The 25,475-nt window shown below is 40.8% G+C and carries 24 protein-coding genes and 1 other RNA gene; 24 read left to right on the plus strand and 1 reads right to left on the minus strand.

What is annotated here, in order from left to right:
• Positions 1-89 precede the first annotated feature (89 nt).
• A complete protein-coding gene (gene pdxR, locus C9J35_RS08980) occupies positions 90-1,520 on the minus strand; it encodes a MocR-like pyridoxine biosynthesis transcription factor PdxR (protein ID WP_107924242.1) in 1,431 nt (476 codons plus the stop codon).
• Between the two features lie 396 nt (positions 1,521-1,916).
• On the opposite strand from pdxR, the gene C9J35_RS08985 reads away from it, so the two are divergent.
• From C9J35_RS08985 to C9J35_RS09100, 24 genes are all read left to right on the plus strand, one after another.
• Positions 1,917-2,321 (plus strand): VOC family protein, encoded by a 405-nt coding sequence (locus tag C9J35_RS08985; RefSeq protein ID WP_054767536.1) that lies wholly within the window; start codon positions 1,917-1,919, stop codon positions 2,319-2,321.
• A gap of 514 nt (positions 2,322-2,835) precedes the next feature.
• The gene (locus C9J35_RS08990) at positions 2,836-4,086 is read left to right on the plus strand and encodes a ribonuclease H-like domain-containing protein (protein ID WP_107924243.1); all 1,251 of its coding nucleotides are present in this window, start codon (positions 2,836-2,838) and stop codon (positions 4,084-4,086) included.
• Between the two features lie 121 nt (positions 4,087-4,207).
• Positions 4,208-4,507 carry a cell division regulator GpsB gene (gene gpsB, locus C9J35_RS08995; protein ID WP_054767537.1) on the plus strand — a complete coding sequence of 100 codons (300 nt, stop codon included), beginning with the start codon at positions 4,208-4,210 and terminating at the stop codon, positions 4,505-4,507.
• Positions 4,508-4,567: 60 nt separating this feature from the next.
• Positions 4,568-4,946: RNase P RNA component class B (gene rnpB / locus C9J35_RS09000), an RNA gene on the plus strand.
• 323 nt (positions 4,947-5,269) lie between these two features.
• Entirely contained in the window at positions 5,270-7,015 is a 1,746-nt protein-coding gene (locus tag C9J35_RS09005; protein ID WP_107924244.1) for a GGDEF domain-containing phosphodiesterase, read from the plus strand.
• Positions 7,016-7,018: 3 nt separating this feature from the next.
• Entirely contained in the window at positions 7,019-8,155 is a 1,137-nt protein-coding gene (locus C9J35_RS09010; protein WP_107924245.1) for a THUMP domain-containing class I SAM-dependent RNA methyltransferase, read from the plus strand.
• Positions 8,156-8,242: 87 nt separating this feature from the next.
• Entirely contained in the window at positions 8,243-10,150 is a 1,908-nt protein-coding gene (locus C9J35_RS09015; RefSeq protein WP_107924246.1) for an ATP-dependent DNA helicase, read from the plus strand.
• Positions 10,151-10,430: 280 nt separating this feature from the next.
• Entirely contained in the window at positions 10,431-11,834 is a 1,404-nt protein-coding gene (locus C9J35_RS09020; protein WP_107924247.1) for a histidine kinase N-terminal domain-containing protein, read from the plus strand.
• Positions 11,827-12,405, plus strand: coding sequence for an ANTAR domain-containing response regulator (locus C9J35_RS09025; protein ID WP_054767538.1), 579 nt, complete (start codon positions 11,827-11,829; stop codon positions 12,403-12,405). Before C9J35_RS09020 ends, C9J35_RS09025 begins: the two co-directional genes overlap by 8 nt.
• Positions 12,406-12,483: 78 nt before the next feature.
• On the plus strand, positions 12,484-13,731 hold the full coding sequence (gene eutH, locus C9J35_RS09030) for an ethanolamine utilization protein EutH (RefSeq protein ID WP_107924248.1): 1,248 nt from the start codon (positions 12,484-12,486) through the stop codon (positions 13,729-13,731).
• 31 nt (positions 13,732-13,762) lie between these two features.
• A complete protein-coding gene (eutS, locus tag C9J35_RS09035) occupies positions 13,763-14,104 on the plus strand; it encodes an ethanolamine utilization microcompartment protein EutS (protein ID WP_107924249.1) in 342 nt (113 codons plus the stop codon).
• Positions 14,105-14,114: 10 nt separating this feature from the next.
• Positions 14,115-14,612, plus strand: coding sequence for a EutP/PduV family microcompartment system protein (locus C9J35_RS09040; protein WP_107924250.1), 498 nt, complete (start codon positions 14,115-14,117; stop codon positions 14,610-14,612).
• A 20-nt stretch (positions 14,613-14,632) separates the two neighbouring features.
• Positions 14,633-16,057: an ethanolamine ammonia-lyase reactivating factor EutA gene (locus C9J35_RS09045; RefSeq protein WP_107924251.1), complete on the plus strand. Its 1,425-nt coding sequence runs from the start codon at positions 14,633-14,635 to the stop codon at positions 16,055-16,057.
• A 6-nt stretch (positions 16,058-16,063) separates the two neighbouring features.
• Positions 16,064-17,434 carry an ethanolamine ammonia-lyase subunit EutB gene (locus C9J35_RS09050; RefSeq protein ID WP_107924252.1) on the plus strand — a complete coding sequence of 457 codons (1,371 nt, stop codon included), beginning with the start codon at positions 16,064-16,066 and terminating at the stop codon, positions 17,432-17,434.
• A 9-nt stretch (positions 17,435-17,443) separates the two neighbouring features.
• A complete protein-coding gene (eutC, locus tag C9J35_RS09055) occupies positions 17,444-18,454 on the plus strand; it encodes an ethanolamine ammonia-lyase subunit EutC (RefSeq protein WP_107924253.1) in 1,011 nt (336 codons plus the stop codon).
• Positions 18,455-18,466: 12 nt separating this feature from the next.
• The gene (eutL, locus tag C9J35_RS09060) at positions 18,467-19,117 is read left to right on the plus strand and encodes an ethanolamine utilization microcompartment protein EutL (RefSeq protein ID WP_107924254.1); all 651 of its coding nucleotides are present in this window, start codon (positions 18,467-18,469) and stop codon (positions 19,115-19,117) included.
• Positions 19,118-19,132: 15 nt separating this feature from the next.
• A complete protein-coding gene (locus C9J35_RS09065; protein ID WP_107924255.1) occupies positions 19,133-20,623 on the plus strand; it encodes an aldehyde dehydrogenase family protein in 1,491 nt (496 codons plus the stop codon).
• A gap of 20 nt (positions 20,624-20,643) precedes the next feature.
• The gene (locus tag C9J35_RS09070) at positions 20,644-20,922 is read left to right on the plus strand and encodes a BMC domain-containing protein (RefSeq protein WP_010858947.1); all 279 of its coding nucleotides are present in this window, start codon (positions 20,644-20,646) and stop codon (positions 20,920-20,922) included.
• 39 nt (positions 20,923-20,961) lie between these two features.
• Complete coding sequence (pduL, locus tag C9J35_RS09075; protein WP_054767542.1) at positions 20,962-21,552, plus strand: phosphate propanoyltransferase; 591 nt, start codon at positions 20,962-20,964, stop codon at positions 21,550-21,552.
• A gap of 12 nt (positions 21,553-21,564) precedes the next feature.
• Positions 21,565-22,428, plus strand: a complete 864-nt coding sequence (locus C9J35_RS09080) for a phosphate propanoyltransferase (RefSeq protein WP_107924256.1) — start codon at positions 21,565-21,567, stop codon at positions 22,426-22,428.
• 36 nt (positions 22,429-22,464) lie between these two features.
• Positions 22,465-22,749 (plus strand): EutN/CcmL family microcompartment protein, encoded by a 285-nt coding sequence (locus C9J35_RS09085; protein WP_054767543.1) that lies wholly within the window; start codon positions 22,465-22,467, stop codon positions 22,747-22,749.
• On the plus strand, positions 22,742-23,098 hold the full coding sequence (locus C9J35_RS09090; RefSeq protein ID WP_107924257.1) for a BMC domain-containing protein: 357 nt from the start codon (positions 22,742-22,744) through the stop codon (positions 23,096-23,098). Before C9J35_RS09085 ends, C9J35_RS09090 begins: the two co-directional genes overlap by 8 nt.
• The gene (gene mdh, locus C9J35_RS09095; RefSeq protein ID WP_107924258.1) at positions 23,095-24,039 is read left to right on the plus strand and encodes a malate dehydrogenase; all 945 of its coding nucleotides are present in this window, start codon (positions 23,095-23,097) and stop codon (positions 24,037-24,039) included. Before C9J35_RS09090 ends, mdh begins: the two co-directional genes overlap by 4 nt.
• Positions 24,040-24,607: 568 nt before the next feature.
• Positions 24,608-25,441 (plus strand): MerR family transcriptional regulator, encoded by an 834-nt coding sequence (locus C9J35_RS09100; protein WP_054767545.1) that lies wholly within the window; start codon positions 24,608-24,610, stop codon positions 25,439-25,441.
• Positions 25,442-25,475 lie beyond the last annotated feature (34 nt).

Below are 25,475 nucleotides of genomic sequence, written 5' to 3' on the forward strand. Positions count from 1 at the left end.
TGTGGAAAGCGTTTGTTATTATATTGAAGGACTTTGAGGCAGCCCTGTTTTTTGTTAAGCAACGATAAAGTTGGTGAGCGTGATTGGTCTTATAAAAGTATCCCCGCAAGTCGCAAAATGCCTGCTTCAATTGCTGCCTCATCCATTTTAGCAAATCCCAGTACCCATCCTTTACGATGACTGTTCAAACAATAATTGCTCAGCGGATAAACACGAATACCTTTTTCCAACGCTAGGTTTGTCATTGCTTCTTCATCAAATTCTTCTTCGGCTTCAAGAAGCATATGTAAGCCCGTTTCAATACCGCTTAGTTTGAAACGTTCAGCGAGTCCGCTTGCAATGATAGCCTTCGTCATAGCTTCATGTCTGCGTCGATAGACATTTCTTACTCTCCTCATATGGCGCATAAAATGGCCGTGCTCAATAAAATGAGCAAGCGTTAATTGCTCCATAATCGGAAGATGCCGATAGGTGAGTTCTTGTACTTGAGCAAGTTGGCGGATGGCCTTTTTTGGACCAACGATTGCCGAAATTCGTATGCCGGGCGCAACCATTTTGGAAAAACTCATCATATATAATGTGTTTTGAGGTTGCTGGCTAAACAAGGTTGGAAGCGGACCGCCACGATACCTAAATTCGCCATCATAATCATCTTCTACAATCCAAAATTGATCTTGCGCAGACTTTTGTAGCAATTGTTGCCTGCGTGGTTCAGACATAATGACACCAACTGCACATTGATGCGAAGGCGTAATAAACGTAAGTTTGGATTGTGGAGGAATGCGATCTACTTGTAATCCGTACTCATCAACAGGCACAGGCACAACATGCATGCGCCGATAGTTCATGGTCATCCAGGCAGCGGGAAATCCAGGATCCTCAACAGAAACCGTATCTCCTTCATGTAAAAGTGCTTGAGCAATTAAGTCTATGCTATGCTGTGCACCGGAAGTTAAGATAATTTGGTCAATATCTACATGAATGCCTCTTTCGAATGTTAAGTAACGCTGAATCTGCTCTCGGAGTGGTATGAAACCATAGGCGTTACCATAACCCCAATTGACCAAATCTGCTTCGGCTGATGCCTGTAAAAAGGATTGTCGCCAAAGTTTACGAAAATGCTCATCTAAATACGGCTCATGGGGGCTAAAATCAAATTCTACGTGTTGCTTTTCTTTGCCTCTAAACCAACTGTTCAACTGGTCAACCGCCGTGTTTAATAAAGGTATCTCTGGCGTGGATGGTCCTTGCGGCGTAATCTGCTCTGACGAGTTGGTTTGATATCCCCATTCACTAACCCTTGTGCCACCACGCCAATTTGTAACGGTGTAACCACGACTGAATAATTCCTCATAAACAATTTGAATTGTTGAACGCGAAACACCGACTAATAAGGCGAGCTCTCGAGAGGGGGGCAGTAACTCGCCTGGAGGCCATTTTCCCGTTGTAATGTTATGTATAGCTTGGTCAAGTAATTGTTGCCATATAGGATTTTTATCGTCTCGGTTAACTTTTAGCATTCCATTCACTTCCAGTTGATATTTTGTTTAAAATTTGGATTGTAAAATTATATAAAAATGGATATTTTAGTACATGCCATAATGGGTATGCTATCATAAAAATAATAGTCTTTGCAATATGACAAGATAAGGTGGAAATCCTTTCTACCATAAGGATGCAAGTGAAAAAGACAAACTCTAGCTCCTTCCAAAACTGATCAAACAAACGCTCAGATCAGACGGAGAAGCGCTCGGGTAGCCGAAGCCACCGCTCAGGTCAGACGGAAAACCGCTCGGGTAGCTCAAATCACCACTCTGGAAAGGCGAAGTATCGCTATATTTCCATCACTGCTGGTGAGAAGCTTATCATAAAAAGCATGGGACTTTTTGAGACAGGAGAAAAAGGAGGTTTTTCAAATGAATGATCAAAAAATAATCCCATTCCTGTCCTTCACAGGCAATGCGGAGGAAGCACTGAATTTCTATGTCTCTGTTGTGCCTCGCGCAAAAATTACGTCGCTTGTGCGTTATGAAAAGGGACAGCCTCACGGCGATGAGGGCAAGGTATTAAATGGTACTCTTTCCTTGATGGGTCAGCAATTTATGTTTATGGATATGCCATCTGCCAACCCTGCTCCGGATTTTAGTTGGGCGACGTCATTTTTTATGCACTGTCAAAGCGAAGCAGAATTTGATGCTGTTTTTAGCGGGCTTGCCAAGGAAGGCTCTATTATGATGGGACCTGAGGCTGTGATGCAATTCCGTAAAGTGGCATGGGTCACGGATCAATTCGGAGTGACATGGCAACTCGTCTGGCAATAAGAGTTAATCGAATGAATTAGGTGAATAGCACAGAGAGCTGCAAGTGTTTGGTAAAATCGCTTGCAGTTTTTGTTTGTGTAAAGTTTTAAACATGCATGCGCATTCACACTTTTCTTTTCCTTGCAAGGAAATAAATCCCATCCATTTGTTCGTCCTTTGCCAATCTTTCGTCATTTTCTGGGGAATGGTTTAACATAAAGGTATTAAAGGTTAGGGGAGGATGGGGTATACTTGTGGTAAAGACAACAGCCTATTCAAAATTGAAGCTATGTAGGTTGTTTAATAACAGTCGATTGGGCACACACGGTAACATGTGTTTAGGTTCCAATTAATACCTACCAGAAGCCATATTTACAAGCAGTTCTTGGTTATTGTTGTCAGCACAGAAACGTATCATAGAGAGGACTGTGCTTGTGGAGTAGGCTGTGTCATCCTTACGAAAGCACAAGATAACCTGCAACACATAACAGGAAGCGTACTACAATAATTTAATGCCAGAAAATGAGTGAAGTCGATGTCTTATGAAAATAAAATCTTACAAATGAAAAAAATGCTCGGTAAAAAAGCGCAAAAACCAGTCCAAGTAGAGGAAAAACCAGCTTTTCAAAAGCCCACCGTCCCTGGCTATACACAGCGCTGGGAAAATGCAGGATTGACGCGTATCGATAATGACTATGGCATAGTATTTAAACGACAGGTGCATTATCCATTCACTTATCAGCATGGTCACTATCAATTGCAGAGCTTTTTCGATGCGTTAGTAAAATGGCAGTCAGCTGAATTTGAGCATCCCTATGCATTAGAGATGGATGAAAAGGTGTTGTTTTTTGATACAGAAACTACGGGTTTAAAAGGTGTGGGCACACAAATTTTCCTCCTAGGCTTTTTAGAAGTAACAGACGAGGATTTTGTCTTAACGCAATATGTTCTTGCAGACCCTGGTCATGAGGTAGCTTTGCTATTTGAGTCCAAGCTCTGGCAAAAAACGGCGACCATGATTACTTACAATGGCAAGAGCTTTGATTGGCAACAACTTGAAACTCGCTGGACGCTCAATCAAAAACAATTACCGAAATTACGCACACAACGTCACATTGATTTGTTGCATAGCTCGAAGCGTTTATGGAAAAATGATATGGAACGTCTGAAGTTAAAATCTGTTGAAGAAGAGAAGCTTGGTTTTACACGCGTAGGGGACATTCCCGGCTTCTTAGCGCCGATTATTTACTTAGATGCTGTGAAAAGTGGCGTACCAGATGCCCTGATGAAGGTTCTACTGCACAACGAATGGGACTTACTTTCGCTCATTACCTTATATGTACACTCTACTAACTTGTTGTTTGAAGAGGCGAGCGAGGAATCTGCAAAGACCTACACCAATATAGGGAAATGGTATGCAGATTTAAAGGCAAGCACACAAAGTGTGAAGGTTTTAGAAAAGGTAACCACACGGTTCGATGCACTTGATGCAGGAAATGCTCAATTTTACTTAGCTATGCAGCATAAAAAAAATAAAAATTTCAATGAAGCCATTGATGCTTTTGTGGCTTCATTGCATTTTATTGAACCAAGAAAAAAATTGCAGGCACTCGAACAGTTAGCGATAATCTATGAACATCAATTCAAAGATTACCAGCAGGCCCTTATTTATACACTAGAAGGCATACAACTGATTAATAAGACTGAGGAATGGCGAATAGAACAGAAGGAAAAATGGGAAATTACTTGGGAAAATAGATTGCGAAGATTAGGAAATAAGAAATAATTTCCCGGGTAAGCGCAAGAAACGACAAGTTTAGCCTTACAATTGATGTTTGCAGACGATATAATGTTATGAAATATGCTATAATAAATTCGTGTATGTAGTGTGAGGAAGGGCGATGTGAATGGACATTAAATTAACGTCAAAAATGATTCTTGAAAAGGAATTTAAGAAAAACTTTAAAGGCTACAATGTAGAAGAAGTCGATTCATTTCTTGATGAAATTATTCAAGATTATGAAACGTTTGAAAAAGTAGTGGCCCAACTAAGAGAAGAGAATAAACAACTTAAAGAAGATATTGAAAACACACCAAAAAGACAACCTCAACCTGCAGTTTCAGCGGCAGGTACGACAAACTTTGATATTTTAAAACGTCTTTCGAATTTAGAAAAACATGTATTTGGTAGTAAGTTATACGAATAATTTTTATCAATTACATTGTATTTATCATAAAACTCTAGTATAATCTTTCCTATCATCATGAAATTCGAGTAATCGCTGCGACGCTAGACGTCGTAGAGGAAAGTCCATGCTCACACGGTACTGAGATGTCCGTAGTGTTCGTGCTTACTGAAAAAATAAGGTAAGGCAGCTTAAGGCTGACGGCGGAAGGAAGACCTAAGTCCTTAGGATATGGTTGAAACTTCCTGAAAGTGCCACAGTGACGAAGCTTGCTTGGAAACATGCAAGGTGGAACGAGGTAAACCCCACGAGTGAGAAACCCAAATTATGGTAGGGGCACTCTCTTGAAGGAATTGAACGGATAGAGGGACAGAGTTCGCTCTGTAGATAGATGATTACTGCCCGGTCGTACGAGGCGCAAGCTGTTTGAGTACTCGGGAACAAAACATGGCTTACTGAATTTTTTGATGCTTATCTATGAATAACAAGCGCTCTCCAATTTGGTGGAGAGCTTTTATTTTGAACTAATTAAGAAAGTATAAACTTATATTCACTCTTTAGGTATTTTCCACCACCCGTTCAAGGACAGGCTAACAAGAGTTGGCTATGCCTTTGTCCTTAATTGTTGCACAAAAAACTTGTGGCCGTCGCTGCTCTTGTTACGCCTTCACGCAGAAGAATGGCTGCCTGGACATTACTTTTTGACAACGTGTGTGTGGAGCAGCAAGTGCGCTTTTCTTATAAAAATGAGGGTAGTATAGAGAGATAGGATGGAGCGGAAACATGAACGAAGTGAACAATTGGAATAGTCTGGAGAAGCTAAATTCGATTTCCAAATATCCTACTGCCTTAATTACGAAAATCTTCGAAAATGTATCTGAAGGCATCATGATTACGGATAAACATAAAAAAATAGAGATGGTGAATCCCGCGTTTGAATTCGTTACAGGCTACAAGCGAGATGAAGTAATCGGGAAAACACCGGCAGTATTACAGTCGGGTGTGCATGAATTACCTTTTTATTTAAATATGTGGGAAAAGATACGACAAGAAGGAATTTGGCAGGGTGAAATATGGAATCGCCGTAAAACTGGAGACGTATATCCTGAATGGTTAACCATTGTTGGTGTCACCAATGATGCGGGAGAGATTTCAAATTACTGTGGCATCTTCACAGATTTGTCTGAAAGAAAAATAGTAGAAAATGAACTAGAAAAACGTTTGTTAACAGACTCCTTAACAGATGTATCAAATCGATTTGCTTATATTGAGAGAATGGATAGTCTGTTAGAATCGACTTCCGCTATTTCTCATTCAGTACAACATGCGGTCTATTTTCTGGATCTGGACAGATTTAAACAAATTAATGATACATTAGGACATGCAGTGGGCGACACTATCCTTATTGAAATAGCAACACGTCTGCAAACATTGCTAAAAAATAAAGATATCATTGCAAGGTACGGCGGGGATGAGTTCATCATTACATTAACGAATGTGAAAAATGTTCGAGAAGCAGCAAAGTTTGCAGAGCAAATTATTCAAGTGATTGAACAGCCGATGGACATCAATGGCCAAAATATTTTTATCTCAACGAGCATTGGTATTAGCATGTACCCGGTTGATGGCGAATCAACTGAACAGCTAACGCACTGCGCGGATAAAGCGATGACATATTCAAAAAAGAATGGACGTAATGGCTATTCGTTTTACTTTGATGAGCTGCAAACAGATTCACAGCGTGTACTATTGTTAGATTCTGAGTTACGGAAAGCCATAGATGAGCGTGAATTTGAGCTATATTTCCAGCCGAAAATTGAAATGGACAATGAACAAATTCAAGGCTTAGAGGCACTGGTGCGTTGGAATAGTGAGAGCCTTGGTTTTGTATCGCCGGCAGAATTTATTCCATATGCAGAGGAAACCGGCTTAATCATTCCATTAAGTGAAATAATCATCGAAAAAGCTTGTGAAGCAGTTATAAAATTGCAGCAATTCGGTCTGAAAATTCCAATTGCGATTAATATATCAAGCATTCATTTCAAACAGTCGAACTTTTTAGAGTCCGTTCAAGTAATATTAGAACGTTATAACACGCCAGCTAATAACTTTGAAATTGAGGTTACGGAGCGTACCGTGATGAACAGTGCGACTGAAACGGTCAGTAAGCTCGTACGTCTCAAACAGCTAGGCTTTAAAATCTCAATCGACGATTTTGGTACAGGCTATTCATCATTAAGTTATTTAGTTCGATTCCCACTCGATTGCTTAAAAATTGATCGTAGTTTTATTCAACACATATCCTCACTGGATGAAAAACAAGCAGTCGTGGATGCGATTATTCAAATGTCGCATCGCTTAAAAATGAAAGTTGTCGCTGAAGGTGTAGAACAAGCACAACAAGTGGATATACTACGTAAAATGAACTGTGATATTATTCAGGGCTATTATTACAGTAAACCATTACCACTCGACGAATTACTCGAATTTATTGAGTTTTGGGAAATTGAACATCAAGGAAGGAAATAATGTATGGCAAATTATAAATTAGTAGCAACTTCAGCAATGGGCTTAGAGGCCATTGTGGCACAAGAAGTACAGGCATTAGGATATGAAACGACAGTCGACAATGGCAAGGTTTATTTTGAAGGTGATGAAACGGCCATTGCCCGCACAAACTTATGGTTGCGCGTGGCTGATCGTGTGAAAATCGTTGTGGGACAATTCCCTGCAACATCTTTCGAGCAATTGTTTGAAAGTGTAAAAGCACTACCTTGGGAAAAATATTTACCCGTGGATGCGGCGTTTCCGGTATCCGGGAAATCAGTAAAATCAAAATTATTTAGTGTACCAGATTGTCAAGCTATTACAAAAAAAGCAATTGTTGAACGCATGAAACAGCATTATAAACGTCTTGGGTTTTTAGATGAATCTGGTGCGACTTATAAAATTGAAGTTTCAATTTTGAAAGATGTGGCTACACTGACACTTGATACATCTGGCGCTGGCTTACATAAACGTGGCTACCGTCAAGTACAAGGGGAAGCACCGCTGAAAGAAACATTAGCGGCGGCTCTTGTTCAAATTTCAAAATGGAATCCAAATCGTCCTTTTGTTGATCCATTTTGCGGCTCAGGGACAATTACTTTAGAAGCAGCAATGTTCGGACAAAATATTGCACCAGGCTATAACCGTGAATTCATCTCAGAAGACTGGCCATGGATGAAGGCTATAATTTGGGATGCGGCACGTGATGAGGCAGATAGCCTAGCGAATTATGACCAACCACTTGAAATTATCGGTTCGGACATTGACCATCGCATGGTGAGCATTGCCCAAGAAAATGCACTAGAAGCAGGCTTTGGCGACATTATTACGTTCAAGCAAATGCAAGCACGTGATTTTACTTCCCAGCTAACAGACGGTGTTATGATAGGTAATCCACCATATGGCGAGCGTATTGGTGATGTTGAAGTTGTGGAACAAGTGATTCGCGATTTAGGTCAGGTCATGAAAAATTACCCAACTTGGTCTGTGTACATGTTGTCCTCAATGAAAAACTTTGAAGAATTATATGGTCGCCAATCGACGAAGAAACGTAAATTATTCAATGGCTTTATCGAAACGAATTATTATCAATTCTGGGGACAAAAGTCAAAAAAAGAGTGACTATGTAGCTAACGGAAGGTGAGATTTTTTCTTATCTTCCGTTTCGTCGCGTATAATAGGAGCAGATTGTAAGAGGGGGAACGTCAATTGCGTAAATCTTTACCATTTGTATTAACGAAGGATCGCTCATTTTTCGAGTCACTAGGTGACTGGATGGGAGATGTCCTTTATGATGAACTACCAGAAAAGGGCTTTGAATGCCGTGATGAGCAAATTTTCATGGCCTATCAAATTGAGCAGGCCTTAAAAGAGAAAAGCGTGCTATTTGCTGAAGCCGGCGTAGGGACAGGAAAAACAATCGCTTATTTACTGCCAGCTGTATCGTATGCACGTTATACAGGAAAACCGGCACTGATTGCCTGTGCAGATGAAACATTAATCGACCAGCTTGTTAAAGAGGGCGGCGATATTTATAAATTACAAAAAACACTCGGATTGGATATCGATGTGCGCTTAGCAAAATCTCGTGACCAATATTTGTGTTTAAAACGTTTTGAGGAAGCCGAAAAGGTGGAAACAGACGAATGGATTGATGATATTGCGTTCTCGATTCCTGATGGCGTGTACGCACAAGGCTCGATGATTGCTGTGCAACCATACGGAGATCGCAGTGATTATCCAACGGTTAGTGACGAGGATTGGCAAAAAGTAAATTATAACTCGATTATGCAATGTTCAGTTTGTGATCTGCGAAATCGATGTGGTCAAACGCTTCACCGTGCACATTATCGTAAATCAACAGATCTTATTATTTGCTCACAAGACTTCCTAATGGAACACTTAGCAACAAAGGAATCACGTGAACGTGAAGGGCAGCTAGCTTTACTACCTGAAGTTTCCATGATGGTGCTAGATGAAGGCCATTTATTGGAATATGCTGCTCAAAAAGCGATGACATATAAAGTGCAGGCCACAACAATTGTGCAACTATTGGAGCGCTTAATGGTAGATGGTGTGCGTGAGCGTACATTGTATGCAATGGAAAAATTACAAGACGATCACGAACTATTTTTCGACCAGCTACGTGACGATATCGTAGCATCGGAAGAAGAGCGCAAACGTATCAATAAATCCGCGACACTATTAACATACGGCAAGCAATTAATTGCCGATGTAGAAGTATTACTTGAAGAATTTGTCTTTGAATCAGAAATGTATATGATTCCAGAGTATGAGTTAAATATGGCAGAGGAATATCTAGAGCAATACGAAGCATCCCTGCGCATTTTCACAGCGCAAGGTGATGCAGTTGATTGGCTTGAGGAAACAGATGGGGAAGAAACACTCGTTATTATGCCACGTCTGATTACCGAAGTTTTAGAAGAAAAGCTATTCTCGAAAAAGTTACCAATCGTATTTTCTTCTGCAACATTATCGGTGAATAAAGATTTTTCTTATATTGCCTATAGTTTAGGAATCCGAAATTACCAATCATTCTCTGTCCCTTCACCGTTTGATTATGAAGAAGTGATGAAAATTTACTTGCATGAGCTATCTCAGCAGGAGAAAGCAGAACGCGTGCAAAAGCTTTTAAAAGATGGTGAAAAAACGTTAATTCTCTTTAAATCAAAGCAGGCAATGTTAGATTTTAAGGCACAATTACCAATTATGGAACGAATGTATATAGCTTTTGAAGGGGATCGTGAGCTCTCTGCAATTGTCCGCGATTTCCAAGAAGGTACTGTTAGAACATTATGCTCATATCATTTATGGGAAGGGTTGGACCTACCGGAGGAAGCACTAACACGCGTCATTATTTATGATTTGCCATTCCCACCACATGACCCATTATTTGATGCCAAGCGTACTTTTGCAGAAAACGCTTTTGAAGAGGTCGAATTACCATTTATGCAACTGCGATTACAACAAGGGATGGGGCGTTTAATTCGTACGTCCAATGACCATGGAGATATTCATATTTTGCTGAACGAACAAGAAGCAAAACAACGTCAATCTTTTGAGAATATTTTAGCTGTAAGTCCAGAAATTAAATAACATGGAAAAGTGATTTTGTGAATTTCACAGAATCACTTTTTTATATTAGAATAATAAAATGTTGCAAAAATATACGGTTCGATTAAAAAAGTGTTGAATATTTCTCTTTTAAGCTATATAGTCCTTAGTAATGCATCTATTTTAGTAAAAGAAATTATTTTTTTTATTGAAAATATTTTTGCAAAAGGTTTATAATAATGACAAGAAAATTTATAATAATCAAATTAAATGTTGGTTATTTTTGTGATAGGGGGTTTTAAACCTGTCGAACATTCAATCATTGTGTAGAAAATATACAAACTTATCAGCAACAGATATAGAGAAGTTAATAGAGATTGAAGCTACGCTAACGTATTATGCTGAATTGACAGATTGTTATATGTTCATAGATTGCATGATGGAAAATTTACCGCATGCAATTGTCGTGGCAGAGGCCTACCCCAAGAAACAACATGGTTTATATGAAAAAACCGTTATTGGAAAATTTGTTTTTGAAAGTTTTGAGCCAGCTGTCTTTTCTGCTTTTAAAAATAGAGAAAAATCGTCTATTCCACGAGCTATTACACAGGAAGGCTTAACGGTTGAGCAAAACGTCATCCCAATCTTTAATGAGCTACAGCAAGTGATTGCTGTGTTGATTCAAGAAAAACAAGTGGAAACGCTCACACAACCAGACGATTTTCAAAATATGCCATTTGCATTAATCGAGCATATCGTAGCACCAAATCTACAGCCAATTCCAGTTGTTTCCGATTTGCTAGTGGAATCGATTATTTTAACAAATCATGAAAACAAAGTGATCTATACCAATCCTGCCGGCTATCGTTTTATATCCGAACTTTCAGGATTAGAATCCTTTGAGCAGATTGCATTAGATAAGATTTTACCTTTTTTACAAGAGGTCTATGCTGAAGGTGATGATGTATTCTTTTTAGAAATTACCTTTGACCGTAAATCCTTTATCGTAAAAAAAATACCTATCCGCAATCAAAATGACAAAGTAACACTGCTCATCATTCAAGATCTTACAGAGCTTAAGCTGAAAGAAAATGAACTGACGATGAAAACGTTTGCGATTCGAGAAATTCACCACCGTGTGAAAAATAATTTGCAAACAGTTACGAGTTTATTGCGCTTGCAAATGCGTAATGAATTGTCAGCATCAAATGTCACGGCGTTTCAAGAGGCATTAAATCGAATTTATAGCATTTCATCTGTCTATGAACTTATTTTAGAAAATGAAGATAATGCGGAAGAAAAAGTTGATGTTATCGCATTGTCTAAAAAGATTGGGCATAAAATGGTTGGCACAGCAAGTTCACCATCCATACAATTAGCCTTTCATCACGAAAACATTCAATTATTTTGCCATTCCAAAAAAGCAGTATCGCTTGCGCTCATCATCTGTGAGTTACTACAGAATGCACTAAAATATGCGTTTGTTGGTCGTACAGAAGGAATAATCGACATTCAATTTTTTCACAACGAATCCACTATTTCACTCCATATTTCTGACAACGGCGTTGGAATGCAGGAAGTGAAAGCATCGTTTGGAATGGAGATTATCACAAGGCTCGTTGAATATGATTTAGCAGGCACATTTACAATTGTCCCTAGTGAAAGAGGTACGCATACTCAGATTCAGTTTCCTGTAAGTGAGGAGGTATTTATCGTAAATGACTAGGAAAGTTATGATTGTCGAAGATGAATCACTCATTGCGATTGACTTGAAATTTATGCTAGAAGATAATGGCTATGAGGTCGTAGCACAGGCAAATAATGGAGAGTCCGCGATAGAGCTGGCCTTTACTTATAAGCCACATCTAATCTTAATGGACATTAAAATGCCGAAGCTGGATGGATTAAAAGCTAGTAAAATCATTGAACAGCAACTCGGTATACCAGTGCTTTTTATATCAGCCTACAGTGAAAAAGAATTATTACTCTACATGAAACAAGACAATATCCTTGGTTATGTCATGAAACCGTTTTCTGAGAAGAATGTACTTCCGGCGCTGGAGGTTGCTTTTCACCAAATTGAGAAATTCAACCGTTTAAACGGTGAATTGTTGCATATTCAAACCGAAATAGAGAAACGAAAGATCATAGAACGGGCAAAGGGCTTGCTGATGGAGGCAGAAAACCTCAGTGAGGACGAGGCCTATAAGAAAATTCGTAATGAGAGTATGCAAACGCAACAGGAAATGGTACGCATTGCCGAGAGATATATAAATACCCTACAAGTAAATAGTTAAAGCAAAGACGCTTAAAGAGATTTCTTCTTTAATGCGTCTTTTTTATATAGATAAAAAACAAGAGAGGTGGTTAGAAGGATGGCAATGATCGGAACGGTAATCGTTTATATTATTATGATTTGTGCTGTTTTAGGGGCAATCGGTGCAATTCGAGATGCAGAGTATGGAATTGGTAAAGAGTTTATGAATGGCATCCATACCGTTGGCCATATTTTTGTGCCAGCTGCAGGGATAATGGCTGCAATTCCTTACTTAACTTGGTTTATTAGTCATTTTATAAGTCCTATTTTTGAGTTGATTGGGGCAGATCCTGCCATTGCGGCAACAACTATTTTAGCCTCCGATATGGGTGGTTATCAGCTAGCAAATGCCTTGAAAGAATCCTATGAAGGTTGGGTTATGGCCTTGGTTGTCGGATTTATGTCAGGTGCAACCATTGTATTCTCTATTCCGATGGGGCTTGCGATGTTGGACAAGCGTGATCATAAATATATGGCACTAGGCATTATGGCTGGTGTATTAACGATTCCGATTGGTGCATTTATTTCTTCTATCATGATCGTGTTATTTAATACGGAAGTCCGTGAAGTAATTAGTACAACAGAGGCTCCAACCTATGTTTTCGCCATCTCTGTGTTACAAATACTAATCAATTTATTGCCACTGTTTATATTTGTCGTGTTGATTGCACTTGGTCTAAAGCTTATTCCAAACGGTATGATTACAGGTTTCATGTTATTTGGACGTGTGATGGATGCAGCGATTAAATTAGTGTTAGTGTTCTCCATCGTGGAAATTTTCACAGGCATTTTCACTAAGATTTTTGGCGCGTGGGGCTTTGACCCAATCATGGCCGATGAAATCGATCAATTCCGTGCATTAGAAACAGCAGGGTATATCGGTATTATGTTAGCGGGCGCGTTCCCGATGGTGTACTTAATTCGAAAATATGCTTCTGTGCCGCTTGAAGCAGCTGGTAAAAAATTAGGTTTATCTTCTGTAGGCAGTGCTGGTATTTTAGCGACGATTGCCAATATTTTAGCGATGTTCACACTTATTCGAGATATGCCACCGAAAGATAAGGTCATCAATATTGCCTTTGGTGTCTGTGCGGCTTTCCTACTAGGGGATCATTTATCGTTTACGGCGAATTTCCAACCAACGATTATCTTGCCGGTTATTACCGGGAAACTACTAGCAGGTATTATTGCCATTTATCTAGCTTATAAACTATCGGTTCCAACAGCACTAAGGCTCGAACAAGAGGATCGTCAAGCGGGCATTATTAAAGCAGACGAATACTTAACAGATCGAAAGTCCGAATAGCAAGACAAAAATGATGAAGAGGTGATGATGTGTGAGTGAAGAAAAAAAACGTTTTATTCAGGAGTTCGTGCCAGGTAAACAGCTAACATTAAGTCATCTAATCGCCAATCCTGATCCCGATATGTTTCAAAAACTTGGCATTCAAGAAGCGGGTGCGCTAGGTATTATGACTTGTACACCGAGTGAAACAGTTATTATTGCGGGTGATTTAGCGACAAAGGCGGCAAATGTACGACTAGGATTTTTAGATCGTTTTACTGGCAGTCTGGTTATTGTGGGTAGTGTGTCTGAGGTTGAAATGGCGATGTTAGAGATAAATCGATTTTTATCGGAAAGCTTAGGCTATACGCCATCAAAAATTACGAAGTCTTAGGATGTGCCATATGAAAAATCGAGTAATGATCATAGGCGGCGTTCAGGCGGGGAAATCCACGCTCATGAATGCACTATTAGGGAAAGATGGACTCGCCCATAAAACACAGGCACTTGTTTATGATGACTGGATTGTCGATACACCCGGAGAATATATTGAAAATCCAATGTATTACAGAAATATCATGGCGACATCACTCGAAGTAACACATGTCATCTATTTACAAGATGCCACGTCATCAAGGAGTGTTTTCCCACCGCAATTTAGCTTAGGGATTCCCAAAATACAAATTGGCGTCATTACGAAAATTGACGCACCCCTTGCAGATGTAGAGAGAGCCACCGCCTTATTAAAAAAAGTCATGACACATGGCCCTATCATAAAAACCTCTGCATGGCAAAAGCTGGGTATTGAGTATATTGCACCGCTGATTCAGCTCAATTGTGACGAAGACATTCGCCAATTTGTGAACAATAGTGATAGTCCATATCTCATGTATAGCCAATAGGGGATGGAAGGTGAAGTGAGTTGAAGACAGAGAAAATTTATAGTGCAGGCATCGATATTGGAACGAGTACAACGAAGATGGTTGTCAGTAGTTTGTTGCTAAAAAACGTAGCTGGACTGACACATGTACCACGAATAGAAATTATTGAAAAAACGATTTTACATCAAAGTCCCATTATTAGAACACCCTTTATCAACAAAGAAGTAATTGATATGGAAAAAATAGAACAGTTTATTTTTCAGCAATATGAACTGGCGGGTATTGCACCGGCAGATATTGCAACCGGAGCAATTATTATCACAGGTGAATCCGCAACAAAGCAAAATGCCAGCGAGGTTATACATGCTATCGCGAACACTGCGGGACATTTTTTAGTCGCCACTGCTGGCCCTGATTTAGAAGGAATTATTGCAGCAAAAGGTGCAGGCACGTTACAGCAGTCAAAGAATACAGCGAAAGTCATCGCCAATATTGATATCGGTGGCGGGACGGCAAATATTGCTGTTATGCAATTTGGAGAAGTCATTGGCACATGCACATTACATATCGGTGGACGACTTATCGAATTTCATCATGGAGTTGTCCAATCGATTTCATCACCCATTCGCAAATTAATGGACACATGGCCCGATCCATTAAGCGTTGGTGATGCGGCAGAGGATAAGCGTGTCATTCGATGTATGGAAGAAATGGTAGACACTTTAGCAATGACATTAAGTGGGCAATTAACAGATGAACGGCATCCGTTATTGTTGGGGCATTTGCCCAGCTGGGATAAACCGATAGATGCCATTATGTTTTCCGGCGGGGTTGCCGCTTGTCTCTATGAAAATGATTGTAGTGAACGTCAGTATGATGATATTGGCGAAAAACTAGCGAAAATGCTGTTGCAACATGAGCAGCTACAATCATTTTTATGGCTAAAACCGCAGGAAACGTCACGGGCAACGGTGACCGGAGCAGGTACACAGACAACTGAAATTAGTGGTGCAACGATTCAAGTGAATGCCGATGTTTTGCCATTAAAAAATGTCCCTGTTATTACTTGCCATATGGCTAGCCCATTGGAAGAGGTTGAACATGTGGTGAAAACAGCTGTAGAAAGAGCAGACACCCTTTTTTCAATACAAGAGAACCGCTCACCTTTTGCCCTATATTTTAGTCATTTACCCTATTTAAGTTTTCAAGATGTCCATCGATTATGTGAGGTCATCTTGCAACAATTAGCGGCAAAAAGTTCCAAAGAAATGCCAATTATTATCGTTATGCAATCAGATTATGCAAAGGTCATAGGGCAAACAATACAAGCTCTTCATCGCACTGTCCCAATTATTTGCATCGATCAAATCAAAGTAGAAACAGGTGATTATATCGACATAGGGGAAGTACTACCGTCTGGTGTGGTCCCTGTTGTTGTCAAAACACTTGCATTCCACTCAAAGTAAAGGAGGATGAATGTGAAACTATCGATGATGTTTGGTGGAGAAAAATATAATTTTGATTCATTAAAAGATGTCATGGCCAAGGCCAACGAAGAAAAATCGGGCGATCAGCTAGCTGGGATCGCCGCCGAATCTGTACAACAGCGAATTGCAGCAAAAGCAGTAATAAGTGAACTATTAGTAAAAGACATTAGAGAAAATCCACTAATTCCTCCAGAAAATGATGAAGTTACACGTATCATTGAACAAGACGTCAATGAGCAAATCTATGGAGAAATTAAAAACTGGAGCATTGAGCAACTTCGAGAATACATTTTGTCGAATGACACAGGTGATCGGGAGTTAAAGCGTTTAAGTAAGGGCATGAATTCAGAAATTATTGCGGCTGTGACAAAGCTCATGTCTAATTTAGATCTCGTTCATGCGGCCAATAAAGTAGAAATATTATCGACCTGTAATAGTACCATCGGACAAAAGGGTACACTGGCCTCCCGCTTACAGCCAAATCACCCGACAGACAATATTGATGGCATCATTGCCTCATTAAAAGAAGGTTTGTCTTATGGGATTGGCGATGCCGTCATCGGTATTAACCCTGTAGATGATTCAGTAGAAAGTGTCAAAAAAGTTTTGCATGCCACGAAAGATTTCATCAATGACTGGTCGATTCCTACGCAAAACTGTGTCTTGGCACATATTACAACACAGATGAAGGCCATTAAGCAGGGGGCACCAGCAGATATGATTTTCCAAAGTATCGCTGGGACAGAAATAGCGAATCGCTCGTTCGGTATTTCTGCTGACATGATAAGAGAAGCACAAGAGCTTGTGAAAAAGCAAGGCACTGGTACGGGGCCAAATTTATTTTACTTTGAAACGGGACAGGGGTCGGAGCTTTCCGCAGAAGCACATATGGGCATTGACCAAGTCACGTTAGAATCTCGCAATTATGGCTTTGCCCGACATTTTAATCCGTATATCGTCAACACGGTTGTTGGTTTTATCGGCCCAGAGTATTTATACAACAATAAGCAAGTTATACGTGCTGGTCTGGAAGATCATTTCATGGGCAAAATGCATGGCATCCCAATGGGCGTCGATATTTGTTATACGAATCATATAAAAGCAGACCAAAATGATATTGAGGATTTAAGCGTTTTACTAACGGCGGCTGGTGTGAATTTTATCATTGCCGCGGCAATGGGAGACGATGTCATGCTGAACTACCAGTCAATGAGCTTCCACGATGTAGCCACATTGCTGCAAACGTTTGGCAAAAAGCCAACCCCTGCCTATTTAGCGTGGCTAGAAAAAATGGGGATTTATGAAAATGGTCGTCTTTCAGCGAGGGCAGGCGATTTATCTTTGTTTGAAAGGTAGGTGAATAACGTGAATGAACAATTAGTATCGATGATAACACAACTCGTAATGGAAAAAATGGGTGGGAGTACGGTAACAGATGCTCCTAAAAACACTGTTACGCCAAGCGAAAAATCAAAAGAAAAGCTAAGTAAATTGGATGAGACTGCAGGCAATGTTGCCCATGAAATGCCAACTGCAGCACCTAACGATACATTGATTAAACTTTACAACCATGCATCCCATACGCAACAACAGTCGTATGAGCCAAGCTTTGGTGAGCCGGCTGACCGTATAGCCCCTATCACCACATTTCAATTTGAAGATGACAACGTCTCTGAAAGTGTACAGGCCGCAAGAAAGCATACACCAGCAAGGATAGGGGTTGGACGTGCAGGCACTAGACCTAAAACGAAAACATGGCTTAAGTTTCGACTCGATCATGCAGCTGCGGTGGATGCGGTCTATGGAGAAGTGACGGACAATTTATTGAAGCAGTTAAATGTCTTCCAAGTCACAACGAGAGTAACAAACAAAGAGGAGTACATTACAAGACCGGATTTAGGTCGCCGTTTATCGGATGAATCAAAGGCACTGATTCAAGCAAAATGTCAAAATAATCCGCAAGTCCAAATTATTATTTCGAATGGCTTAAGTGCCAGTGCAATTGAAACCAATATCCAAGATGTTTATTTAGCCTTACAGCAGAGCTTAAGCAATTTAAATATTGACATAGGAACTACCTTTTATATTGATAAAGGGCGAGTGGCACTAATGGATGAGATTGGCGAGCTTTTACAAGCAGAGGTAGTTGTTTATTTAATAGGCGAACGGCCTGGTCTTGTCTCTGCTGAGTCGATGAGTGCCTATCTTTGCTACAAGCCGAGATTTGGCACAGTAGAAGCAGATCGGATGGTTATATCCAACATCCATAAAGGTGGTATCCCGCCATTAGAGGCAGGTGCTTATTTAGGAACGGTTGTTGAAAAAATATTGCAGTACAAGGCAAGTGGTGTTGGTCTTGTGGCAAAAGAAAGTTAGAGGTGATGCGCATTGAATCCTCAAAAAATAATGGCCCAACTATTAGCCATGCAAATAATACCTCGAGTGAATAACGAGTTAGCCGAGCAATTAGCCTTAAAACCGAACCACACGAGCATTGGCATTGTCACGCTGACCATTGATGATGTTGGCTATGTAGCATTTGACGAAGCAACAAAAAAAGCAGATGTCGAAGTGGTCTATGCGAAAAGCTTTTATGCAGGTGCTGCGCATGCATCTGGTCCGTTATCTGGGGAAGTGATTGGCATTATCGCAGGCAGCTCGCCAGATGAAATACGCAGTGGTTTAGAGGCAATTCAGCAGAAAATACAGTTTGATACGTATTTTGAAGCGATTCTTGGCAATGAACAGCATGCACTTTTTGCGCATACGGTAGCGAGTTGCGGAACGTATCTGGCTGAACAGGCTAATGTCAAAGTGGGCACAGCTCTTGCTTACTTAATCGCACCACCACTCGAAGCCGTTGTTGGCTTAGATGCCGCATTAAAGGCAGCAGATGTAGAGCTCAAGGTATTCTATGGCCCACCTTCTGAAACCAATTTTGGTGGTGGCTTATTAAGTGGTAGTCAATCGTCGTGCCAAGCGGCAGCAGATGCTTTTAGGGAAGCCATTGACAATTTGGCGAGAAACCCAGTGATTTAGAAAGGAGGTGGCGTTATGGCCACATTAGATAAAGATTTATTAGCTATTCAAGAAATGAGAGATGCTGTAACCCGTGCTAATAGTGCACAGGCTGCCTACCTACAATTTTCACAGCAACAAGTAGATACAATCGTCAAGGCAGTTGCAGACGCAGCCTTTAAAGAGGCAGATCGATTGGCGAAAATGGCTGTGCAAGAGACAGGGATGGGCATACCCAATCATAAGAAAATGAAAAATGAAGTTGCTTCAAGAGATGTTTATGAAGATATAAAAGATTTAAAGACGGTAGGCGTTATTGGTGTCGATCACCTGAAAAAAGTTACAGAAATTGCTAGCCCATTTGGGGTTATTGCAGGCATTGTGCCAACGACAAATCCGACGTCAACAGCCATCTTTAAAACGATTATTTCGTTGAAAACAAGAAATGGCCTTGTGTTAAGTCCCCACCCATATGCCGTTAAATGTACGAAGGAAGCTTTGGATGTTTGTAGAATCGCTGCTGAAAAGGCAGGAGCACCCGAAGGATTACTGCAATGTTTAACTATGTCGTCGATGGAGGCAACACAGCAATTGTTAAAGCATCCTAATATTCATTTAATATTAGCGACTGGTGGAGGTGCGTTGGTGAAAGCGGCTTATAGCTCAGGCAAGCCCGCTTATGGGGTAGGTCCAGGCAATGTGCCCGCCTATATCGAAAAATCCGCCAATATTGCAAAAGCCGTGCGTCAGCTTGTACAAAGTAAGTCATTTGATAATGGCACCATTTGTGCAACAGAACAGGCCATTATTGTCGATCGCAGCATTGCACAGCAAGTCATGGCGGAGTTAAAGAAAAACCATGCTTATATTTTGAGTGATGAAGAAAAATTGAAGATGGAGAAAATGATTTCACCGGTGCCCGGCAAAGTCAACCCACAAATTGTTGGGAAATCCGCCTCCTGCTTAGCAGATTCGGTTGGCATCACGGTGCCAGATGACACCAAAGTACTTGTCGGTGTCGAAACGATGATTGGGAAGAATATTCCATTTTCACTTGAAAAGCTCTCTCCGATATTTGCCTTGTACACAGTAGAAGGAAGTACGGAGGCTAAACAGGTCATGATTGATTTATTGAATATTGGTGGGCGTGGACATTCTTGTGCAATTCATACGGAAAACGAAGCCTTAGCTGAGCAGTTTGCCATTGATTTGCCTGTGTCACGCATTGTTGTCAATACGCTTTCATCCATCGGTGCTGTTGGAGGAACGACTGGCCTTGCTCCATCCTTCACATTAGGCTGTGGGACATTTGGCGGCAATATAACGTCCGATAACATTACAGCTAGACATTTAATGAATATCAAGCGCATGGCATACGGCATTAAGGATGTTGAAGTACCAAAACCAGCGTTCGAAATTACACCACTAGTAGAAAATATCAAGGCACAAGAACCGACTTTGGATAACGCAGTGGTTCAGCAAATCGTAGATGAAGTATTAAAACAAATTGTGTTACAAAAAAATTAATTTACTTGGAGGAATGACAAATGAGTACAGCATTAGGAATGGTAGAAACAAAAGGATTAGTAGGAGCAATTGAAGCGGCAGATGCAATGGTCAAAGCTGCAAGCGTGAATTTAGTAGGAAAAGTCCATGTTGGTGGCGGTATTGTCACAGTACTAGTACGTGGTGATGTTGGGGCAGTGAAAGCAGCTACGGATGCAGGTGCAGCAGCAGCAGGACGTGTAGGAGAATTATTATCTGTCCATGTAATTCCACGTCCTCATAACGAGTTAGAGTTAATCTTACCAAAATCAGAAGCTTAATAAATATGTAGAAGTTTACTAGATATAGAGGTGGCTAGCTTGATAACAGAGGTAAAAACATTCCCTGTAGCCGTTTCAGCTCGTCATATACATGTAAGTGAAGAAGATTTACAGGCACTTTTTGGTCCCGATGCCACATTAACATGGGATTTTGCTCTTTCGCAACCAGGCCAATTTGCAGCAAAAGAACGGGTGTCCATCGTGGGGCCAAAAGGTGTTATTCATAATGTACGTGTATTAGGACCAGTCAGAGCAGCAACACAGGTAGAAGTAAGTCGAACAGATGCTGTGAAATTAGGAGTATCAGCCCCGTTGCGACAATCGGGTGACATTGAAAACTCTGCTAGCATTAACATCATGGTTGCAGATAAGGAAGTGACTATACAGCAAGGTGTCATAATAGCACAGGCGCATATTCATATGACGCCAGCAGATGCTTTGGCATTAAACGTCGAAAATAATGAATGGGTAGCTGTTGAGGTGGAGAGCGAACGACCTGTTACTTTTCGTGGTGTCGTTGTCCGTGTGTCAGAAGATTTTAGTTTAGAGATGCATATCGATACAGATGAAGCCAATGCCGGTTTTATTGAGCAGCAGGCACAAGGAAAAATTATCAAATCATGGACGTAAGGAGGAGGTCTGATGCAAGAAAATTTAGTGCAACAAATTGTGGAAGAAGTATTACAGCAAGTGTTAAAAAGTCAACCTTCCTTGCAACATGATGGAAAAATCCCGATTGGTGTATCGGCACGTCATGTCCATTTAGCACAAGCAGAGGTGGAACTGTTATTTGGTGAAAACTATCAGTTGACGCCGAAATTCGAGCTTTCACAGCCCGGTCAGTTTGCCGCGGAGGAAACTGTGTTGATTGCAGGTCCGAAGGGCTCTATAGAAAGGGTACGCATTTTAGGCCCAGCTCGTGCCTTATCGCAAGTAGAGATTAGTTGGACAGATGCCATGAAAATAGGCGTCAAACCACCCTTGCGAACTTCAGGAGATATAAAGGGTTCTAGCCCGATTACATTGATTGGACCAAAGGGTAGCGTGTCGCTTGCCGAAGGACTGATTATTGCACAAGCACATATTCATATGTCACCAGTGGATAGTAATCGACTCCAAGTTGCTGATGGGCAGTCTGTCCAGGTCAAGGTAGAAGGGATAAGACCGATTATTTTATCGAATGTCATTATTCGTGTTTCTGAGCGCTATCGCTTAGAAATGCATATTGATACAGATGAAGCTAATGCGGGTTTAATTCAACAAGGTGCCAAGGCTGAAATCGTCAATGCCTCAGCTATAGAAAGCTTGCAACCGATAGAACGACAAGCAGTCGTGAAGACTGAGGAAAAATCCATGTTCCATTTTGACAAGAAGTTGCTGTCACAAGGAGAAGTACTTGCAATAGATGCGCAAGAAATTATCGTCTCAAAGAAGACAATTGTCACAGCATTAGCCTATGACAAAATACGCGAGTTAAACAAAACATTAACGATTAGCACTGGGTAAGCGAAGAATCAAGCATAGGGTAAAGAGGGTGAAGGCATGCAGATGGGAAGAGTCATCGGCAGTGTTTGGGCGACGAGGAAGGAAGAAGGGTTAAATGGCTTAAAATTATTAATCATTCAACCTATCGACTCAAATCAACAGCCGATTCGCACTGAGATTGTGGCAGCAGACCGCATTGGGGCTGGTGTTGGAGATGATGTGCTCATTACAAGTGGTGGGTCATCACGCTACATTATGAAAGAGAATCCATTGCCCATTGATGCAGTCGTTATTGGCATTATTGATTCTACGGAAGTTATGCGAGGTGAAGTAAATGAGTAGTGCAATTGGAATGATTGAAACAAAAGGATTAATCGGCTCGTTAGAAGCAGCCGATGCAATGATTAAGTCTTCCGATGTGACCATTGTGAAACAGGAATTTGTCGATGGTGGCATTGTAACAATCGTGGTCAAAGGAGATGTTGGCTCAGTGCAGGCGGCTGTCGAGGCTGGTAAGGCGGCAGCAATGCGTGTTGGTGAATTACTAGGTGCACATGTAATCCCTAGACCAGATGATGATGTTTTTCAGATGATCAATGGACCACAGCCCCCAAAGAAAAAACCGTTACCAACCCGCGCTAAAAAAACAGCGGAAACAGTGGCTGATGAAGGCCGAGGTGAAACGGTATGACATTTCAAAAAAGTAAAATTGCGGTCATCGGTGCTGGTCATACCGGAGCAACGTTAAGCTTATTTTTAGCACAAAAAGAGTTAGGCGACGTAGTGCTGTTAGATATTCCTGAAGCAGACAATCCGACCAAGGGAAAAGCGCTTGATTTACTACAAACTGGACCGATTGAAAAGTTTAATGTCACGGTAACAGGAACAAGTAATTACGAAGATATAGCAGGTGCAAGTATCGTCGTCATAACAGCGGGCATTCCACGTAAACCAGGCATGAGCCGGGATGATTTAGTGACAACGAATGCGAAAATCATCAAACAAGTATCTGCGCAAATAAAAAGATATGCGCCACACAGTATTGTGCTCGTACTGAGCAACCCTGTAGATGCCATGACTTATGTTTGCTATAAAGAGACTGGTTTTCCGAAAAATCGTGTCATCGGCCAATCAGGTGTCTTGGATACAGCCCGATTTAACACCTTTGTAGCACAAGAGTTACACATTGCACCAGAGGATGTCTCAGGTTTCGTATTAGGCGGACATGGAGATGAAATGGTGCCGCTCATTCGCTATTCTTATGCAGGAGGCATTCCACTAGAAAAACTGATTCCCCAAGAAAGATTACAGCAAATAGTGGAACGCACACGAAAAGGTGGCGGAGAAATCGTTGGTTTGCTTGGCAACGGCAGTGCCTACTATGCGCCAGCCGCAGCCTGTGCCCAAATGGTGGAAATCATCATGAAAGATCAACGGAAAATTATTCCTTCTATTGCCCTGTTAGAAGGAGAGTACGGCTATCACCAATTATTTTTAGGTGTACCGACAATCCTCGGCGGAAATGGCATCGAATCGGTTATCGAATTACAGCTAACGAAAGAAGAACAACAAGCCCTGCATCATTCCGCAGAGGCGGTACATCAAGTATTGAAGATTTGCCAAAATATATAAGGCAGAGCAAGGCACTAGCTAGCCTACTTTAGCCAGTAGTATCTATATTTATCCCCAAATATAGATACTACTATAAGATTTTGCTCTACATGTTTGAACTGCAAAACCAATCGAAATTACGCTTGAACGCCATTTGCATATTTTGTTTAGAATTCCCCCAAAAATTAATATAGATCAGAAGCTCTCTTCTAGCGTGAAAGCGTTGAAGGGCGCTTCTTTTTGTCTTCACGCAGAAGCTTGGTCTCACCATAGACGGTCAGTAAAAAACTATACATCGTTATGCATGGGCGTACGCCAAGCCTCCCTTGCTTACGTTTCGTGTGTGGTTTCATTTGTCTCGCATGCTTGCAGGAGTTTCAGATCAGCCGCTCAAACATTTACTGAAAGTGAAAGCTACTGCAAAAATCCATCCTGCAATTTTGCTTCATATAATAGGGAATACAGTATTTAAAAATTATGTACAAGCCTACGTTAAACAAAATTATTGAAGTTGACTTTGCCCTAAGGGAAAGGTGTATAACTGAATGGAACAAGGTTTTGATAAACATCGGAACATGGAGGTGGCTGCTTGCTATCGATTGGAGAATTCTCAAAACTCTGCGGCGTGTCAACTAAGACACTGCGCTATTATGCTGAAATTGGATTAATTACGCCTGATGACATTAATACTGACAACGGTTATCGGTATTATGCCATCAAGCAACTGAAAAAGATGCTCTTTATTAATCGTTTAAAATCTTATCATTTTTCGCTGGAGGAAATAAAAGCCCTTGTGGAACTGGAAGAACATCAAGCAGAAGAGGAGCTTGCTGCGGCTTTTACTAGCAAAAGACATGCAATGCAGAAGAAGCTAAATGCGTTAGCCTATACCGTCAAACAAATGAGCACAGATATTCTCAATTTAGAGCAGGGTATACCCATTATGTCTTACCTTGACAAAATTGACGTCCAGCTTGTTGAAACGCAGCCGATGACTCTTCTTTATAGCCGTCAACGAATGACGAGTGCTGACTTTGAGACAGGATATGGGACATATTTTAGCAAGCTCTATGAAAAGATTGCTATCGATAAACTTACCTTGCTTGGGAAGCCAATGACTTTTTATCATAGTCCAGAGTTCAATCCTGTCGGCAATGATACAGAGTTTGCAATCCCAATTAAGGAGGCTGTAACAGGAACGAGAGATGTGCCTGGTACCCTTTGTGCGAAATCGGTTTTAAAGGGGGCATATCCAGAATTGACATCAGTATACGCAAACTTGATGGAATGGCTAGCAAATGAGGGCTATGAATTGGTGAAATCACCGTATGAAGTGTATATAACCAACCCTAATGAAGTCACTGTTCCTGAGGAGATCATTACCGAGGTGTATTTTCCTGTAAAGAAAATAGCGACAACATAAAAAATCTATTAAAACCAAAACGTCTTTAGGAGGA

The sequence above is a fragment of the Lysinibacillus parviboronicapiens genome, from assembly GCF_003049575.1.
Taxonomy (GTDB): domain Bacteria; phylum Bacillota; class Bacilli; order Bacillales_A; family Planococcaceae; genus Lysinibacillus; species Lysinibacillus parviboronicapiens.

Bases quoted from the DNA above. Each gene is read 5' to 3' on its own strand.
- C9J35_RS09050 (WP_107924252.1), top strand. From the start codon at position 16,064: ATGAATGTGAAACTATCGATGATGTTTGGTGGAGAAAAATATAATTTT.
- C9J35_RS09085 (WP_054767543.1), top strand. From the start codon at position 22,465: ATGCAGATGGGAAGAGTCATCGGCAGTGTTTGGGCGACGAGGAAGGAA.
- C9J35_RS09010 (WP_107924245.1), top strand. From the start codon at position 7,019: ATGGCAAATTATAAATTAGTAGCAACTTCAGCAATGGGCTTAGAGGCC.
- C9J35_RS09025 (WP_054767538.1), top strand. From the start codon at position 11,827: ATGACTAGGAAAGTTATGATTGTCGAAGATGAATCACTCATTGCGATT.
- mdh (WP_107924258.1), top strand. From the start codon at position 23,095: ATGACATTTCAAAAAAGTAAAATTGCGGTCATCGGTGCTGGTCATACC.
- pdxR (WP_107924242.1), bottom strand. From the start codon at position 1,520: ATGCTAAAAGTTAACCGAGACGATAAAAATCCTATATGGCAACAATTA.
- C9J35_RS09090 (WP_107924257.1), top strand. From the start codon at position 22,742: ATGAGTAGTGCAATTGGAATGATTGAAACAAAAGGATTAATCGGCTCG.
- C9J35_RS09005 (WP_107924244.1), top strand. From the start codon at position 5,270: ATGAACGAAGTGAACAATTGGAATAGTCTGGAGAAGCTAAATTCGATT.
- C9J35_RS09065 (WP_107924255.1), top strand. From the start codon at position 19,133: ATGGCCACATTAGATAAAGATTTATTAGCTATTCAAGAAATGAGAGAT.
- gpsB (WP_054767537.1), top strand. From the start codon at position 4,208: ATGGACATTAAATTAACGTCAAAAATGATTCTTGAAAAGGAATTTAAG.
- C9J35_RS08990 (WP_107924243.1), top strand. From the start codon at position 2,836: ATGTCTTATGAAAATAAAATCTTACAAATGAAAAAAATGCTCGGTAAA.
- C9J35_RS09080 (WP_107924256.1), top strand. From the start codon at position 21,565: ATGCAAGAAAATTTAGTGCAACAAATTGTGGAAGAAGTATTACAGCAA.
- C9J35_RS08985 (WP_054767536.1), top strand. From the start codon at position 1,917: ATGAATGATCAAAAAATAATCCCATTCCTGTCCTTCACAGGCAATGCG.
- C9J35_RS09040 (WP_107924250.1), top strand. From the start codon at position 14,115: ATGAAAAATCGAGTAATGATCATAGGCGGCGTTCAGGCGGGGAAATCC.
- C9J35_RS09070 (WP_010858947.1), top strand. From the start codon at position 20,644: ATGAGTACAGCATTAGGAATGGTAGAAACAAAAGGATTAGTAGGAGCA.
- eutH (WP_107924248.1), top strand. From the start codon at position 12,484: ATGGCAATGATCGGAACGGTAATCGTTTATATTATTATGATTTGTGCT.